Here is a 16,572-nt window from a genome sequence, read left to right on the forward strand (position 1 = left end):
GATCCCGCCGGCGGTGACCGATACCGGGAAGAGGAGGATCCGTGACCGCATCCAGCAGGCCGCGGCGGGCGACGCTCCCGGACGTGGCGGCGCTGGCCGGTGTCTCCACGGCCGCCGCGGGGCGCGCGCTGGGAGGTTACGGAAGCGTCAGCGAGGACGTCCGGCGGCGGGTGACGGAGGCGGCGCGGCAGCTCAACTACCGCGCCAACCGCCTCGCCGCCAGCGTCCGCACCGGCCGGACCGACACCATCGGGGTCGTGTGCGCGGACATCGAGAGTCCCTTCTTCGCCCGCGCGCTGCGGGGGATCTCCGACGTCGCACACGAGAACGGCTTCAGCACCCTCGTCACCAACAGCGACGAGGACCTCGCCAGCGAGCGTGAGGCGGTGCAGTTGCTCCTGCACAAGCAGGTGGACGGCATCATCTGCGCGCCCGCCGACGTCAAGCAGGTCGACCATCTGGCACAGGCGCAGAGCGGCGGCACGCCCGTCGTCCTGTTCGACCGCGTGAGCGACCGCCTGGAGGCCGACGCCGTCATCGTGGACGGCATGAAGGCCGCCTACCAGGCCGTACGGCGACTGCTCGACCTCGGCCACCGGCGCGTCGCGATCGTCACGGAGCTGCGCCAGCCCCGGGAGCAGGACTGGGCGAGGTTCCTCACCCCGGAGGCCGAGGTGTCGCTGGGCGAGCTGAGCCCGAGCGAGGCCCGGCTGCTGGGCTACCTGCGGGCCCACTGGGACGCCGGGGTGCCGGTGCGCCGCGAGATGGTCAGGCGCACCGGCACCTACGCCGCCGAGGCCGCCTACCAGCAGACCAAGCGCGTCCTCGCGCTGAAGAACCCGCCGACGGCGATCTTCACGGTGGACAACCTGATGACGGTCGGCGCCTACCGCGCGATCCGCGATCTCGGCGTCGCGGTGCCCGACCGGCTCTCGGTGGTGGCGTTCGACGACCTGGACTGGACCGTGCTGGTCTCCCCGGCCCTGAGCGTCATCGCGCAGCCGGTCTACGAGATGGGCGCGGAGGCGGCCCGCCGCCTGATCCGTCGGCTGCGGGACCCGGAGCCGGGACCGCCCTCCACCCTGTTCATGGACGTCACCCTGGTCGAACGGGAGTCCGTCGCCCCGATCTCGTCGTGATCAGGTTCCGGGGCTGATGAACACCGGCGTGTCCGAAACGGCCGTGCGCAGCCGCCGGTCGCGGACCTCGACGGCGTGAGGCTCGCCGAACGCGTCGACGGCGGTCGCGGCGGAAGCGGGCCAGGGCCAGGAGACGGTGACGGGCGGCTGGTCCTCGCCGTCGACCATGTCGCGCCGGTCCCACAGCACCAGTAGCGGCTCCCGTCCGGCACGCTCGACCTCGAACGCGTACAGGCCGGGCGGATCGGCAGGGTGATCGGCAGGGTGATCGGCAGGGTGATCGGCAGGGTGCACCTGGGTCACCCGGTCGGCCCCCGCGAGCTGCGCGGCGAGCAGGGCGAAGGTGTCGGCCGCCGGATGCCGGACGGCGAGTTCGCCGTCCCGGTAGCCGAGCATGGCGAGCTTGCCGAACATCAGATGCATGATCTGCAGGGGATCGGCAGGTCCGGGGACCTCGGGCGCGAGGTTCCAGTAGAGGGTGCGGCTGACCCCGGCGGCGAGCGCCTGCAGGGTGCACGCGACGAGCTGGCGGCAGCTGATCCGGTGCCGTCTGGCCTCCAGCTCGGGCGGGCACCCCTCCATGAACATCCGCAGCCGGGGCGGCAGCTGCGGCATCCGCGCGTACAACGCGGTCATGGCCCGGCGCTCGGGGGTGTCCTGCCGCGCCCTGGCAGCCAGTTCTCTCGTGCTCTGCACGGCCGGCTGACTCGTGCTCTGCACGGCCGGCTGACTCGTGCTCTGCACGGCCGGCTGACTCGTGCTCTGCACCTGCGCGCCCTCGGCGAAGGCCTCGGCGAACACCTCGTACATGACGGCCTCGACGTCGGGGAACTCGAACGGCACGGGCGCGGCGTACTCGCCCACCACCACCGGTTTGAGACAGCCGTGCGCCCGCATCAGCTCCCGCACGGCCTCGACGTGGGCGGGGACTGCGGCGGCGTCGCCGTACAGGTGCACGTCGAACAGGTCGAAGGCGTCGCGACCGGCGGACACCACCTGCTCGAAGAAGCGCCACGGCTCGCTTCCCGGTTCGCTGCCGAGCACGTCGTAGCCGCAACCGCCGAGCACCACGGCGGCCGCGGGGTCGGCCTCCTTGACCGCGTCGTACATGACCTTCAGCTGCGCGACGTACTCGGCGGCGGTCCCCGCCCACAGCAGGTCGGTGTTGCTCGGCTCGTTGTCGCACTGCCAGTAGCGCACCCGCCCGGCGCAGCGGCGCACCACCCGGCGTACGAACTCGGCGTAGGCGTTCAGGTCGTGCGCGGGGGAGGGCGGCAGGAAGTCGGTCGGCGTCCTGGTCGCCCACAGGGAGCTGGAGCACAGCGTGATCCACACCTCCTCGTCGCCGTCGAGCTGGCCGAGCAGCGCGTCGACCACCTCCCAGCGGTAGCGGCCCGGCTCGGGCTCGACCTGGCTCCAGTACACGTACGCCCGCACGATCCCGGCCCCCAGCGATCGGGCCTGGGGGACGAACGTGCCGGGCGGGCCGAACAGTCCGTAGCTGACGCCCCTCACGATGCCCATCCGGATCCCCGGCGGTTCGTACGCGTCGGTCGTGGCCTGCGCCATCAGTACCTCCGATCCTCGGAAGTTTATGTGATACGCAGAGAGTTTATCGCGTAAACTTGAGACGTGGGCGAGGGAGAGACGAACGCGTTCCCGCTGATCTGGAACCAGCCGCCGGCGTCGCGCCGGCGTGCGCTGGACCGGGAGAAGATCGTTGCTGCGGCGATCCGCGTCGCCGACGAGGCCGGACTGGACGGCCTGACGATGAAGGCGGTCGCCGCCTGCCTCGGGCCGTACTCGCCGATGGCGCTCTATCGGCACGTGCACAGCAAGGAGGGCCTGTTCGACCTCATGCTCGACGCGGCCACGGCCGAGATCCCGCTCCCCGGCGAGCCCGGCGGCGACTGGCGCGCCGATCTGCGCTCGCTCGCCCTGGAAACCCGGCGGATGACATCGCGGCACCCCTGGTTCGCCGTGCTGGTCCACGCCCGCCCTCCGGCCGGTCCGCACATGATGCGCCGGTTGGAGTTCATGCTCACCGTCCTCGTGCGGCAGGGAGCCACCGTCGGCGACGCCATGACCTACGCGGCGCTGATCGACCGGCACGTATTGGGCAGCGCCCTGCAGGAGAGCGAGGAAGCCCGCCTGGAGCGGCGCCACGGCCTGGACGACGACGCCCGGCTGTACGCCGCCATCGCGACACTTCGCGAACTGGCCGCCGCCGACGGCCGCCTGCCCCACCTCACGGAGTGGCTCACCCATCCGGCCGGTCCCACGCCGGAGGAACGCTTCGCGATCGGACTCGACTTCGTCCTCGACGGCATCGCGGGCCGGCTGCCGTGACGGCGCTGCGTCCCGACGCTTCGCGCAACCACGAAAACCTTTTCGTCGCGTTCGCGCGGTAGTAGTGGGACGCCGACGGCGGGCGGGGCACGGCCGAGGTCACCTGGCAGCCCGTCACGCTCGAACAGGTGAAGACCGGCGGCAGCAGCTTCACGGTCGCGGGCCTGGCCGAGAACCGCTCCGTCGCTGCCCGGCACCGTCGTCGCCACCCACAACGACGGCTCGAAGGACAGCCGCGTGGGGGTGACCTGGGACGCCGTCGATCCCGAGCGGTACGCCGCCCCGGGCGCCTTCACCGTCACCGGCCACGTGGCCGGCAGCACGGTCGAGGCCAAGGCGGTGGTGACGGTCTCCTGATCCGCGTCTTCATCGGGGGCACCCCCGGGCCCGCCTGACCAGGCCCGGGGGCGTTCCAGCGCCTCCAGCATCGCCAGATGCGATGGCCAGCCCATCAGGCCGTCGTACCGATCGGTTATCCGGCCGCCCGCGAAAAGCCGTTGGGAATAGGGGCCGGGACGGGGGAGACTTCGGCGTATGCACGACACCATCGCGGCGGAGCGGCTCACGCTGTGGCCGCTGACCGCGCAGGACGCCGACGAGATGGCGGAGGTGCTGGCGGGGGAGGAGCTGTACGCCTTCATCGGCGGAGCCGCACCCACCCCGGCCGAACTGCGCGCCCGGTACGCCGCGCTCGAAGCACGCCGGTCCCCGGACGGGCGGCAGGAGTGGCTCAACTGGATCATCCGCCGCGACATCGACAGGCGGGCGGTGGGCTACGTGCAGGCGACCGTGGTGGACGAGGGGCGCCGGGCCGAGGTCGCCTGGGTCGTAGGGACCGCCTGGCAGGGCCGGGGGTACGCCTCGGAGGCGGCGGCGGCCCTGGCCGGGTGGCTGCGTGCGCGCGGCGTCGTCCGTATCGAGGCCCACATCCATCCCGATCACCACGCGTCCATGACGGTGGCCGGCCGGATCGGCCTGCTGCCCACCGACCACGTCGAGGACGGCGAGCGCCTGTGGGCCTGGGAGCGACCGGCCTGAGAGCCGTGGCCCTGCCAGTGCGACGATGCAGGACGCGCACCACCCCCTGAGTCGATGTTTTGAGGATCTCGGCCTCGATGGGGCGACCGTGGTGACCACGACCGGCGGCTACGCCGAGCTCGCCGTCGCCGAGGTCGGCGACGCTGTGCCGGTCCCCGCCGGTGTGCCGCTGCGTGACGCGGTCGCGTTGCTCGCCGACGGTCGGACGGCGGTCTTGCTGCATCGGTGGGCGGAGGCTCGCTTTCGCCGCGCGGCCGGGCATCGCTGCGGGACCGGATCCACCCGGCGCGGGCCGGGTTCGGGCTGATTTGATGGGGTCTTCGGCGGTCCTCGGGGAGGCGGCATGGAGACGGCGGAGTGGTATCGGTACTTCGCGGAGCGCGAGGTCAGGGGGCACAGTCCGGCCTACGAGGCCCTCGCCCTCGGGATCGCCGCCGACCCCGGGCTGCTTGAACTGATCGACGGCCTGCCGGAGCCGAAGAGGCAGCCGAACCTGCTGCTGGCGGCGGTCCGCTTCCTCGGCGGGCCGTACGACGAGTTCGGCCGCTTCCGGGAGTGGACCGTACGCCACTGGGCCGAGATGCGGGAGACGATGCTCGCCCGGCGGACGCAGACCAACGAGGCGGGTCGGTGCGCGAGCCTGCTGCCGGTGCTGGCGACGCTGCCGCAGCCGCTGGCCCTCGTGGAGGTGGGCGCCTCGGCGGGGCTGTGCCTCTACCCGGACCGCTACCGCTACCGCTACGACGACGGGCCCGAGATCGGGCCGGCAGAAAGCCCGGTCCTGCTCACCTGCCGGACGAACGGGAAGGTGCCGGTGCCGGAGCGCCTCCCCGAGGTCGTGTGGCGGGCCGGGCTGGATCTCGACCCCATCGACGTACGCGACGACGAGGCCGTGCGCTGGCTGGAGTGCCTGGTGTGGCCGGAGCAGGAGGACCGGCTCGCGCGGCTGCGCGGAGCGGTGCGGATGGCGCGCGAGGACCCGCCGCGTCTGGTGCGCGGGGACGCCGCGGCGGCCCTGCCCGATCTCGTCGCCGCCGCGCCCGCCGGGGCGACGGTCGTCGTCTTCCACAGCGCGGTCATGCCCTACCTGGACGCCGAGGCGCGGGACCGCTTCGTGGCGCTCGTACGCGGCCTGCCGGTGCGGTGGATCTCCAACGAGGGCTCGCCCCGGCTGCCCTCCCTGCTTCCGAAGCTGACGGCCGACCTGCCGGAGAGGCGGCTGGCGTTCCTGCCCGCGCTCGACGGCGAGCCGCTCGCGATGGCCGGGCCGCACGGCGAGTGGCTGGACTGGCTCGCCTGAGGAGCCTCACCAGGTGAGCCACAATGCCTCCGGCCCTCTGTGGATGAGCGTGGGGGCCATGACGACCGGCCGGTCCGCCGCGAGCCGCAGCCCGGGCAGCCGCCGGGTCAGGATCTCCAGCGTGATCCGCACCTGTTCGCGGGCGAGCTGCGCCCCCGGGCAGGAGTGCGCGCCGTGCCCGAAGGCGAGATGCCGCCGGGCGCGCCGGGCGACGTCGAAGTCGCCGGGCCGGTCGTGCCTGGCCTCGTCCCTGTTGGCGGAGCCGTACGCGACCAGGACGGTGGCGCCTTCGGGCAGCTCGGTGCCGGAGAGCGTCACCGGCCGGGTGGTGACACGGCGGAATGCCTGGACGGGGGCGTCGTGCCGGGCGGCCTCCTCGATCGCGTCGGGAATCAGTTCGGGCCGGGCGCACAGCAGCTCCCACTGCGCGGGATCCCGCAGCAGATGCAGCACCGCGGTGCCGATCAGAGCCGTCGTGGTCAGGTGACCGGCGATCAGCAGGTTCTGCAGGTTCGACACCAGCTCCGCCCGCTGCTCCCGCGTCAGCGGCTCATTGCCCGGCGCGAGCGCCTGGACCATCTCGGTGCACAGGTCGTCGCGCGGGTCCTCCCGCCGGCTCCGCGCGTACTCGTCGAGCAGATGCTGCAGGGCGACGACCTCGCGGGCCGCGGCGATCCGCCCCTCCTCGCCGACCGGGAGGAAGAACAGCTCCTCGGCGCGGTAGCTGGTCTCCACCGCCAGGGGCACGTGCTCGGGGTCGAGGCCCAGCAGGCATCCGATCACCTCCCCGGGCAGCCTCCTGGCGTACGCGCCGACGAGATCCACCCTGCTGTCCGGGGCGAAGGCGTCCACGAGTGACTCGGCGCGTTCCCGGATGAACGGTACGACCGAGGCGATCCGGGCGGGTGACAGTCCCCGGACGAGCGGGGCCCGATAGCGCTGGTGCGCCGCACCGTCGGAGGTGACCACGACGGGCGCGCCGCCGACGCCCTTGCCGAGTTCGGCGAGCACGGACGGTTCGGGGACGAAGTCGCCGCGCAGCGCGTTGGCCGAGGAGAAGACCTCCGGACTGCGCAGCACCTCGCGCACGTCGGCGTCCCTGGCGACCAGCCAGGCGTTCGTCTCGGGGAGGAAGGTCAGCCCGGGAGTCTCGCGGGCCTTCGCGTAGACGGGGTAGGGGTCGCGAAGCAGCGCGTCGGACATGCGGGCCTCCCGTGATCGGAATCCGGTTCCTCCCGCCATACTGATCGGCCTTGGCCGGTACGTGAACGGTCTGCGGCGGATACTGACGTCATGACCGTTTACAACGAGATCGGCAGGACCTACAGCGCCGCCCGCAGGCCCGACCTGAGGCTGGCCGCCCAGATCACCGCCGCGCTCGGGGACGCCGCGACGGTCGTCAACGTGGGGGCGGGCACGGGATCGTACGAACCCCCGGCGACCCTGCTCGCGGTCGAGCCCAGCACGGTGATGATCGCCCAGCGGCCGCCGGGGTCGGCCCCCGTGGTGCGTGCCCGGGCCGAGGCTCTTCCCCTCGCCGACGGCGTTGCCGACGCCGCGATGGCGATCCTGACCGTGCACCACTGGACGGACCTCGCGGCCGGCATCGCCGAGCTGCGCAGGGTCGCCCGGCGCCGAGTCGTGATCCTCACCTGGGACCAGCGGGTCACTCGCGACTACTGGTTCCTCCGGGAGTACCTGCCCGAGGGCGCGGCGCTGGACGACGCCCGCGCCACCCCGATCGCCGATCTCGTCCGGCTGCTCGGCGGCGCGCGGGTCGAGCCGGTCCCCATCCCGCACGACTGCACCGACGGGTTCGGCGCCGCCTACTGGCGCAGGCCGGAGGGCTACCTCGATCCCGTGGTCCAGGCCGGCATGTCCGTGCTCGCGCAGCTCGACCAGGCGGTCGTACGGCCGGCCCTGGACCGGCTCGCGGCCGACCTGGAGTCGGGCCGCTGGCACGAGCGCCACCGCGACCTGCTCGGCCTGGAGGAGTACGACGCCGGATATCGGCTGCTCGTCGCCGATCTTTGAGCCCAGGGCGTGGGATCCGCACCGCGGGGGGTAAGGACAGACCGGAAGGAGAAGGGCATGCCTGACCCTGCGGAAACGGAGCGGCTGCGCCAGGTCGTGGACGAGGTCTTCCACGACCGCCTCCGTGTGACGCGCCGTGACCTCTACTCCGTCGCCGCCGCGGACATCCACGTGCCGGCCGAGACCCTCACCCTCCTGAACGAGATCCCCGAGGGCTCCTACAGCCGGCGGGAGATGCTGGAGGCCATCGAGGGGGCCGTACGGGACCGGGACGAGGCGGAGCGGGAGGCGCGGCGACCGGAGCAGATCACCGCGCTGGAGGACACGGCCGAGGCCGAGCACGCCATCGCCGACGACACCACGTTGAACGCGCTGATCCAGGAGTCCTCCGGCCCTCCGCCGGACGCGCCCCGGTTCCTGGAGCCGGGCGAGTGAGACGACCGGCGCACGAGAAGGAGGAGGGGTGACGCGATGCGATCTGGCCCGGTGACGATGCGGGTGCGGCGCTACCTGCCCAACGGCAACCCGTTAAGGCGCGGGACCGACCGCGTCGAGTCCGCGGCCGTCCTGGCCTTCCTGATCCTGGCCGTGCTGAGCCTGGTCGCGGCCTTCGCCGTGGGCGCCGCCGTCTATCGCGGCGGCCTGGCCGAGGAGCACTCCGGGCGGTGGGTGACGGCCACCGTCACACGGGACGCGCCGGCGGCCACCTGGGTCGCGGTGGAGGGCACGGCCGCGCGGCTGCGCACGGGCGTCGCTTGGACGGCCCCCGACGGGCATACGGTGACCGGGCAGGCGCCGGTTCCCTCTGCGGCCAAGGCCGGCACGCCCGTGCGGATCTGGCTGGACCACGACGGCAAACCGGGCGACGGCCCGCGGAGCCGGATCGACACGGTCGCGGACGGCGTCGCGTCCGGAACGGCCACGGCGGCGCTGTCGCTGACGGCCCTGCTGGCGTGCCTCGCCCTCGTCCGCCGCCGTCTCGACCACCACAGGTACGCCGCCTGGGACGCCGGATGGCTCGCGATGAACCGGCGGCGCAAGCCCGAGGACGCGTGAGCAGACACACAGGAGGCGCGTCGTGCTGACAGTCACCGACCACGCCGTTCAGGCGATCCGCGATCTCATGGTGGGGGAGTACCTTCCCGATGAGGCGGGCCTGCGCATCGCGGCCAAGCCGGGCGAGCCCGCCTCGCTGGAGCTCTCGCTGGTGAGCGCGCCCTTCTCCGGCGACGAGGTGATCGAGAGAGCGGACGTGCGCGTCTTCCTCGAACCACAGGTCGCCGTGGCCGTGGGCGGCAAGACGCTGGACGCCGAGACCGGTCCCGGAGGCCGCCCGACCTTCCGCCTCACCTGAACGCTCACTGGTCGCCCTCGTCCTCCTCGTCGTCGGGCGGCAGGCCGGTGCCCGCCACCGTGTCCGCGAGCTGGTCGTCGTCGAGCCGCCCGGTCGGCGGTTGCCCGAGCGTCCCTCCTCCGGAGGCTCCGCCGCCCGAGATTCCCTTGCCGCCGACGATGCCGGCGGCGTCCTGGTCCGCCTGCTCCACCGACCCCTGCCGGGTGGCCCGGATGCCGGGCGTCCGGTTCTTGAACCGCGGGTCGTCCTGCGCGTCGGTCGCCAGCTCCTCGGCGAGCTGCTTCGGGTTCATGTTCTTCTCGTCCATACGGGCCGCCGTACCCGGCGGCCCGTATGCCATTCACATCTCAGAGCACCTCAGAGCACCTCAGAGCACCTCGGAGCACCTCAGAGCTCGGACGGGACCCGCTGCGCTGGAACCCGCTGCCGCTCCTGCCGGCTGCGCAGCGCCTCCAGGCCGACCAGGTCGTCCGGCTCCGCGTCCGGGGTCTCCTGGTCGAACCTCGCCAGGGCCGGGTGACGCAGGGCCAGCGTGATCGTGAGCGCGATCGCCAGGCCGCACACGATGTACAGCAGGCCGATGCCGCGGCCCTCGCCGACCCCGATCACCTTGCCGACCGTGCCGGCCAGCGGGCCGTCCGTTCGCATCAGCGGCTCGAAGACCAGCCCCACCAGCCAGGCCTGTACGGCCAGGCCGACCGGCTGGGTCGACAGCGCGAGCATCCGGTTGATCGCGATGACCCGGGCGTGGTAGCGCTGCGGCACCTTCGAGTGGATGATCGTCAGCCAGATGCCGTCGCTGATCGTCATCATCAGCGACATGCCGAAGGCCCCGACCGTGATGAGGACGAGCGACGGGCGCAGACCGGCGATCGCGCAGAAGACCCCGAGCACGCCGGCGGCCGACAGCATGCCGAACATCCGGCGGTCGCGCGGGCCGCCCCACAGCGTGATGATCAGACCGCCGCAGACCGCCCCGATCCCGGCGAGCAGCGCCACCCGCCCGGTGTCGGCCAGCTCGCCGACCGACAGCACCAGCGGCGCGATCATGATGAACCCGGTGAACAGGAAGAAGTTCACGATGAACATCGTGAAGGCCATGGCCCGCAGGCCCCGCCGCCGCAGCAGGTAGCGGAAGCCGTTGCGGATCTCGGCGGAGACCGTCTCGCGGCGCCGCCAGGCCATCGTGGCCGGGAAGCGTACGAGCAGGGTCACGGCGAACGCGATCGCGTAGCAGACCACGTTGGCGGTCAGGATGCCCTCGATGCCGATCAACGCCAGCACCGCGACGGAGAACAGCGGGACCATGAGCTGGGCCACGGCGTTGCCGAGCTGGACGACGCCGCCGACGTGATGCAGGTAGTGCTTGGGCGCGAGCTGCGGACCCGCCGACTGCCAGGCCACCCGTTGGAGGGTCACCGATATCGACAGCACCACCAGCAGGCCGTACAGCACGGGCATGTTCAGCACGTCGCCGGCCATCAGCGCGAGCAGCGCGGCCTGCACGGCCAGGGACACGCCGTCGGCCGCCAGCATCGCCCGCTTGCGGTCGTACCGGTCGACGAGCGCGCCGATCAGCGGCGCGAGGATGAGCCCGGGCACCAGTCCGATGATGGCGAACAGGCCGAACTGCACCAGCGAACCGCTCTTCAGGTACGCCCAGATCGGCACGGCGAACTCGGTCATCACGGCGCCGATCATGGAGACGATCTGACCGGTCGCCACCGTGAAGAACCGGCCCAGGCTGGGCTGCGGCCCGGAGACGTCGGCCCGCCGGTCGGTGGACAGCGCCTGCCGCCACCACGTCGCCGGGTCGTCGGGCGGGCGCGGCCGCCACTCCCCGGGACGCTCGATGGCGGTGTGGGTGGTCGTGACGATCGCGGCCAGTTCCTCGGTGCGGTATCGGAGGAAGTAGTGGCCGGCCTCGGCCATCACGACCAGCGCCGTGGTCTCGGAGACGCAGTGCCAGTCGCGGTAGCGCTCCTCGTAGAAGTCGGTCAGCGCGTCGCGGTCGCCGATGATCGAGATCACCGGAGCGCGCAGCTGCGGGCTCTGCTGCTCCACGAGCTCGCTGAAGTAGTCCTCGCCGGCCCGCGCGTCCACCCGCATCGTGCGGATGATGTGGTCGACCTGCTCGGGGTCGAGGTCCTGCAGGTCGGCGCCCATGGCGCGGAGCCAGTTGGCGTGCGCGTTGGCGTTGTCCAGCGCCTTACTGCGGAAGATGCGGCCGAGCAGGCCGTTCAGGCCCTTCGTGGGAGTGGCGAACGGGAAGCTGCCGCCCATGTAGACGGCCTCGACGCGCCGCCCTGCCGCCTCCAGCCGCCGCGCGATCTCGGCGGTCAGCGCGCTGCCGACGCAGTGGCCGTACAGCGCGACCGGGCCGCGCACGCGGTCGAGCACCTCGTCGCAGACCCGCTGGGCGGCCTCGTGGAACGGGATCGTGCTCTCCTCGACGCCCAGCTCGTGGCCGGGCAGGGCGACCGCGAACAGCGAGTGGCCGTCCGGTAGCGCGTCGGCCAGCGGCTGGTAGACCATCGCGCTGGCCCCGCCGTACGGGATGCAGACCAGCGACAGCGTGGGCGCCTTGACCGGCCGGGTGAGCTCGACCAGCAGGCCGCGCGGGCCGTCGTCGGGGTCCTCGGGCGCCTGCCGGGCGGCGTCGATCAGCGCGGCCAGCTCCCGCACGGTGCGGTTGGCGATCGCGTCGAGCACGGTCACCTGGTAGCCGTCGGAGGGCAGCGCCTGGCGCAGCTTGGCGACCATGCGGATGAGCAGCAGCGAGTGGCCGCCGAGCGCGTTGAAGTCGCTGTCGATCGAGACGGCCTCGATGCCGAGGACCTCACGCCAGACCCCGGTCACCACGATCTCGGTCTCGGTCGTCGGCTCGGCCAGGTCCTCGCCCACCCGGACCACCGGATCGGGCAGCGCCTTGCGGTCCACCTTGCCGTTGGCGTTGAGCGGGATGGTCTCCAGCGGGACGAACACCGACGGGACCATGTATTCCGGCAGCCGGGCCGCGCAGTGCTCAGCCAGGTCGCCGGGCTCCCGCGCCTCCGGGACGTAGTAGGCGACGAGCCGCTTGTCCTCCGGCGTGAACGCGTGCACGGTGACGACCGCGTCGCGCACGCCGGGGTGATCGAGGACGGCCGCCCGCACCTCGTCCAGCTCGATGCGGTAGCCGCGGATCTTCACCTGGTCGTCGAACCGGCCGAGGAAGGCCACGTTCCCGTCGCGGGCCCAGGCCACCCGGTCGCCGGTGCGGTACATCCGCCCGCCCCCATCCCCGGAAACAGGGTCGAAGGGATCCGGCAGGAACCGCTCCTCGGTGAGGTCCGGCCGGTTCATGTAGCCGCGGGTGACGCCCACGCCGCCGACGTACAGCTCGCCCGGGACGCCGACCGGCTGCAGCCGCCGGTTGGCGTCCAGGACGTACATCCGCATGTTGGGCAGCGGGCGGCCGATCGGGACGACCTCCACGAGCTGGGCGTCCCGCACCGGATAGATGCAGGTGCCGACCGACGCCTCGGTGGGGCCGTACTCGTTGATCAGCCGGCCCGGGCCGAGCATCTCCAGCCACCGGTTGGCCATCGAGCCGGGCAGCGCCTCGCCCGCCACGACGATCTTCCCGGCGAGCGCGGCGGCCTGCCGGGCGTCGATCTGGTGACCGAGCACCTCCAGGTGGCCCGGGGTGCACTTGATGAAGCCGTACGGCCCGCCCGCCACCAGCAGCGCGCCCAGCTCGCCCATGTCGAAGTCCTGCGGCAGCACGGTGACGCGCTGGCCGGCGACGAGCGGCGCCCACAGGTTGGGCACCACGAGGTCGAACGCCACCGAGCCGAACAGCGGGGCGCCGCCGTCGCCCTCGGACGCCAGGTCCTCGACCGCCCACCACACGTGGTTCACCAGCCCGCGGTGGGTGACCTGCACGCCCTTCGGCTTGCCGGTGGACCCGGACGTGAAGATCACGTAGGCCAGCCGGTCGACGTCGTACGGCACGCCGGCCGGGTCGCTCGGCTGCTCGTCGAGCAGGCCGCCGTCCACGTCCACGATGTCCACGGAAACATCGGCGGCAGCGCCGTCGAAGAGACGCGCGTAGCCCGCTGAGGTCAGGACCAGCGGGGTCGCGGCGATCGACAGCATGTCGCTGACGCGCTGCGCGGGGAACTTGGGATCCATCGGCAGGTAGGCCGCGCCCGCCTTCCACACGCCCAGCAGGCAGGCGATGAGGTCCGGGCTCCGGTCGAGCAGCACGCCCACCGTGTCCTCCGGGCCGATGCCCCGCTCGCGCAGCAGGTGGGCGACCTGGTTGGCGCGGGCGTGCAGCTCGGCGTACGTGATCGTGCGGCCCTCGAAGGCGACCGCCACCGCGTCCGAATCCGCGTGGCGTTCCAGCAGCTCGGGCAGGGCCACGTCCGGGTACGGCCGGGCCGAGTCGTTCCAGGCGTCCAGCACCACGTCGCGTTCGGCGCCGGTCAGCAGCTCCAGGTCGGCCAGTGAGGTGTCCGGGGCGGCGGCGATCCGCTCGGCCAGCGCCCGGTAGTGCCCGGCCATCCGGGCGACGGAGTCCGCGTCGAACCGGTCCTTCTGGTAGGTCAGGTAGAGCTCGGGGTCGTCCGTGCCGTTCAGGTGCACCAGCAGCGCGAGGTCGTAGGTGAAGTCGTCGACCTCGTGCTCCCACACCGACGCCTCCAGCCCGGGCCAGCGCCCGCGCTGGTCGCGGAAGACGCGCAGCGAAAAGCCGACGGTCGACAGCGAGAAGTTGCGGGCGTCCCGGTCGCTCAGCGCCCCGGCCAGCTCGGAGAACGGCAGGTGGTTGGCGAGCGCCTCGCCCAGCCTGCGCCGCACCCCGGCCGCCGCCTCCCGGAACGAGGGGTCGCCCGACAGGTCGGCGCGCAGCGGCAGGGCGTTGACGAAGCAGCCCAGCACCGGCTCCAGCTCCACCCGGCGCCGGCCGCCGTTCACGGTGGCGATGGTGAGGTCGCCCTGCCCGGTGTAGCGCGCCAGCAGCATCGAGAAGACCGTGAGCAGGGCCACGAACGGGGTGGTTCCGGGGCCGCCGGCCTCCCGCAGCGCCTGGAGGACCTCGTCCGGCAGCGTGAACAGGTGGCAGTCGCTCCGGTTGCCCTCGGTGGCGGCCTGGCCGGCCTTGGCGATCGGCAGCTCGACCGCCGTGGCGCCGTCCAGCCGGTCGCGCCAGTAGGCGAGCCGCCGCTCGCGCTGCTCGCCGGTCAGCTCACGCCGCGACCAGGCCGCGTAGTCGGCGTACTGCAGCGGGGGCGCGGCCACCTCGGCGGGACGGCCCTCGCGGGCGGCCGCGTACACGCTGGTCAGCTCGTCCACGATGATCCCGACCGACCACCCGTCGCACGCGATGTGGTGGCAGACGAACATCAGCACGTGGTCCTCGTCGGCCAGCCGGACCAGCGTCGTACGGTGGACCGGCCCTGTCTCCAGGTCGAAGCGCTCGACGGCGGCCCTGCACGTGATCTCCCGGGCCCGGCCCTCCCGCTCGGCCTCCGGCAGGTCCCGCAGGTCGACGACGTCGAGCGGCGCCGGCCCGGGGTCGAGGACGATCTGACGGGGCTCGTGCCCGTCGCCCTCGTAGACCGTGCGCAGGATCTCGTGGCGTTCGACCAGGCTGTCCAGGGCGACGGTCAGGGCCCGGGTGTCGAGCGGGCCGGTGAGCCGCAGGCCGATCGTGGCGTTGGGCGCCGGGGCGCCCTCGGCGAAGCGGGCGCCGAGCCACATCTGGGTCTGCTCGTAGGAGCAGGGCGCCGGTCCCTCGCCGCGCGGGGTGATCGCGTTCGCGGCGGCGGCCCTGGCGGCGAGTAGTCGGCGCAGGGCTTCCTGCCTACGTGGGGAAAGCGACGCTATTAAATGCTCGTTGTCAGTCGTCGGCGTTATCGTCACCGAGCGTTCTCCTCTCTGCGCAACTAATGCGCAGGACCAGCTGACCACGCAGAAAAGTGGTTGAACCAGAAAACGCTTGATCGTCGATTTCGCAGGACCTCGCCGCGTATCTCGCCGCGTTTCGGGCCGAGATGCGTGGGAGCGCTCCCACGAAAGTGATTATTTTACGATACGGGATGCACGCTGGGTGACGCAAGCCTCACTTTGACCTGCGATCAGACGCGAAGAGTATGGGGAAACCGACCTTCCGTCATCGACCGCGCGTGGCGGAACGTGAGTGGTCGTCGGCATTGCCGGCAGACACAGGAGTATGTCGGATAATTTGACTGGCGCCGTTCGGGTGAACCGGAAGAAACATGTTTCTTGCGCGTGACCCGACCCGGGTTCTATGTTGGCCGCCGGAATCTCTTTTCGCAGGGGCGCCGCCTATTCGAGGGCCCGCCTGCCTTCTTAATTCGACTTTTCCCCGTGCTCGGTCGCGGCCGGATCCCGCTCAGAAGGAGGACGCATGGACGACTTCTGGAAGCCCCTGGAAATAACCCCGGACGGCTCTTCCGCCACGCCCGAGGGGCTGGTGGAACGGCTGCGCGAAACGAACGTGGGCGACCTGCTGGTCCGGGAGAAGGCGCTCGTCTTCCGGGGGTTCGGCGTCACGCCCGAGACCCTCGACCCCGTGATGGACATGTTGCTGCCCAACCGGCTGGCGTACGTCCACGGCAACTCGCCCCGCACCAAGGTGGGCGGCAACGTCTACACCTCGACCGAATACCCGCCCGAGTACACGATCTCCATGCACAACGAGCTGTCGTACTCCGCCACCTGGCCCTCCCGCCTGCTGTTCTACTGCGAGAAGGCGGCCGAGACCGGCGGGGCCACCCCGGTCGTGGACGGCGTGCGCTGGCTGGAGTCGCTCGACGACGAGGTCAGGGAGGCCTTCGCCAAGGGCGTGCGCTACACCCAGAACCTGCACGCCGGCCGGGGACTCGGCAAGAGCTGGCAGGAGACGTTCGAGACCGAGGACCGCGACGAGGTGGCCGGGTTCCTCGACCGCATCGGGGCGGACTGGCAGTGGCGGCCCGACGGCGGCGTGCGGATCTCCCAGGTCAGGCCGGCCACCACCCGGCACCCGGTGACCGGCGCCGAGGTGTGGTTCAACCAGGCCGACCAGTGGCACCCCGCCTCGCTGGGCGACGAGGCCGCCGCCATGCTCGCCGAGCTCATGCCGCCGGAGGAGCTGCCGCAGTCGGTGACGCTCCCGGACGGCGCCCCGATCCCCGGCGAGTACGTGATCCAGGTGCGCGACCGGGGCCTGGACAACGCGGTGGACGTCGACTGGCGGGAGGGCGACCTGCTGCTGATCGACAACGTGCTGGTCGGGCACGGCCGCAGGCCCTTCAGCGGCTCCCGCCGCATCCTCGTCGCCATGTCCGACTGATCGCGCTCTCGAA

The 16,572-nt window shown here is 72.2% G+C and carries 14 protein-coding genes and 1 pseudogene; 11 read left to right on the plus strand and 4 right to left on the minus strand.

Features of this window, described 5'->3' with window-relative positions; all coding sequences use genetic code 11:
* The first annotated feature begins 41 nt into the window (after positions 1-41).
* Positions 42-1,139 carry a LacI family DNA-binding transcriptional regulator gene (locus tag ACQEVJ_RS08045; protein ID WP_433098727.1) on the plus strand — a complete coding sequence of 366 codons (1,098 nt, stop codon included), beginning with the start codon at positions 42-44 and terminating at the stop codon, positions 1,137-1,139.
* Here the strand turns inward: ACQEVJ_RS08045 and ACQEVJ_RS08050 are convergent, their stop codons facing one another.
* Positions 1,140-2,708 carry a hypothetical protein gene (locus tag ACQEVJ_RS08050; RefSeq protein ID WP_433098729.1) on the minus strand — a complete coding sequence of 523 codons (1,569 nt, stop codon included), beginning with the start codon at positions 2,706-2,708 and terminating at the stop codon, positions 1,140-1,142.
* 63 nt (positions 2,709-2,771) lie between these two features.
* Between ACQEVJ_RS08050 and ACQEVJ_RS08055 the strand changes: the two genes are divergently transcribed.
* From ACQEVJ_RS08055 to ACQEVJ_RS08075, 5 genes and pseudogenes are all read left to right on the plus strand, one after another.
* Positions 2,772-3,488 (plus strand): TetR/AcrR family transcriptional regulator, encoded by a 717-nt coding sequence (locus ACQEVJ_RS08055; RefSeq protein WP_433098731.1) that lies wholly within the window; start codon positions 2,772-2,774, stop codon positions 3,486-3,488.
* Positions 3,489-3,662: 174 nt separating this feature from the next.
* Positions 3,663-3,845: pseudogene (locus tag ACQEVJ_RS08060) on the plus strand (Ig-like domain-containing protein); the annotation flags it as partial.
* 177 nt (positions 3,846-4,022) lie between these two features.
* On the plus strand, positions 4,023-4,526 hold the full coding sequence (locus ACQEVJ_RS08065) for a GNAT family N-acetyltransferase (protein ID WP_433098733.1): 504 nt from the start codon (positions 4,023-4,025) through the stop codon (positions 4,524-4,526).
* 88 nt (positions 4,527-4,614) lie between these two features.
* Positions 4,615-4,833, plus strand: a complete 219-nt coding sequence (locus ACQEVJ_RS08070) for a hypothetical protein (RefSeq protein WP_433098735.1) — start codon at positions 4,615-4,617, stop codon at positions 4,831-4,833.
* A 36-nt stretch (positions 4,834-4,869) separates the two neighbouring features.
* Positions 4,870-5,826: a DUF2332 domain-containing protein gene (locus tag ACQEVJ_RS08075; protein ID WP_433098737.1), complete on the plus strand. Its 957-nt coding sequence runs from the start codon at positions 4,870-4,872 to the stop codon at positions 5,824-5,826.
* A gap of 6 nt (positions 5,827-5,832) precedes the next feature.
* On the opposite strand, the gene ACQEVJ_RS08080 is transcribed toward ACQEVJ_RS08075, so the two are convergent.
* The gene (locus tag ACQEVJ_RS08080; RefSeq protein WP_433098739.1) at positions 5,833-7,029 is read right to left on the minus strand and encodes a cytochrome P450; all 1,197 of its coding nucleotides are present in this window, start codon (positions 7,027-7,029) and stop codon (positions 5,833-5,835) included.
* A gap of 90 nt (positions 7,030-7,119) precedes the next feature.
* Between ACQEVJ_RS08080 and ACQEVJ_RS08085 the strand changes: the two genes are divergently transcribed.
* The 4 genes from ACQEVJ_RS08085 to ACQEVJ_RS08100 are packed head-to-tail and all read left to right on the plus strand — an operon-like array spanning position 7,120 to position 9,214.
* Entirely contained in the window at positions 7,120-7,860 is a 741-nt protein-coding gene (locus ACQEVJ_RS08085; RefSeq protein WP_433098740.1) for a class I SAM-dependent methyltransferase, read from the plus strand.
* Between the two features lie 57 nt (positions 7,861-7,917).
* Positions 7,918-8,295, plus strand: coding sequence for a hypothetical protein (locus tag ACQEVJ_RS08090; protein WP_433098742.1), 378 nt, complete (start codon positions 7,918-7,920; stop codon positions 8,293-8,295).
* Positions 8,296-8,331: 36 nt separating this feature from the next.
* Positions 8,332-8,916, plus strand: a complete 585-nt coding sequence (locus ACQEVJ_RS08095) for an Rv1733c family protein (protein WP_433098744.1) — start codon at positions 8,332-8,334, stop codon at positions 8,914-8,916.
* Positions 8,917-8,938: 22 nt separating this feature from the next.
* Complete coding sequence (locus ACQEVJ_RS08100; RefSeq protein WP_433098746.1) at positions 8,939-9,214, plus strand: Fe-S cluster assembly protein HesB; 276 nt, start codon at positions 8,939-8,941, stop codon at positions 9,212-9,214.
* 4 nt (positions 9,215-9,218) lie between these two features.
* Here ACQEVJ_RS08100 and ACQEVJ_RS08105 read toward each other — a convergent pair whose 3' ends face one another.
* Both ACQEVJ_RS08105 and ACQEVJ_RS08110 read right to left on the minus strand, forming a co-directional pair.
* The gene (locus ACQEVJ_RS08105) at positions 9,219-9,521 is read right to left on the minus strand and encodes a hypothetical protein (RefSeq protein ID WP_433098748.1); all 303 of its coding nucleotides are present in this window, start codon (positions 9,519-9,521) and stop codon (positions 9,219-9,221) included.
* An 80-nt stretch (positions 9,522-9,601) separates the two neighbouring features.
* Positions 9,602-15,124: a non-ribosomal peptide synthetase/MFS transporter gene (locus ACQEVJ_RS08110; protein ID WP_433098750.1), complete on the minus strand. Its 5,523-nt coding sequence runs from the start codon at positions 15,122-15,124 to the stop codon at positions 9,602-9,604.
* A gap of 508 nt (positions 15,125-15,632) precedes the next feature.
* Here ACQEVJ_RS08110 and ACQEVJ_RS08115 point away from each other — a divergent pair.
* Positions 15,633-16,559, plus strand: coding sequence for a TauD/TfdA family dioxygenase (locus ACQEVJ_RS08115; RefSeq protein WP_433098752.1), 927 nt, complete (start codon positions 15,633-15,635; stop codon positions 16,557-16,559).
* The last annotated feature ends 13 nt before the right edge of the window (positions 16,560-16,572 follow it).

Source organism: Microbispora sp. CA-102843, from assembly GCF_050936215.1.
In the GTDB taxonomy this organism is placed as follows: Bacteria; Actinomycetota; Actinomycetes; order Streptosporangiales; family Streptosporangiaceae; genus Microbispora.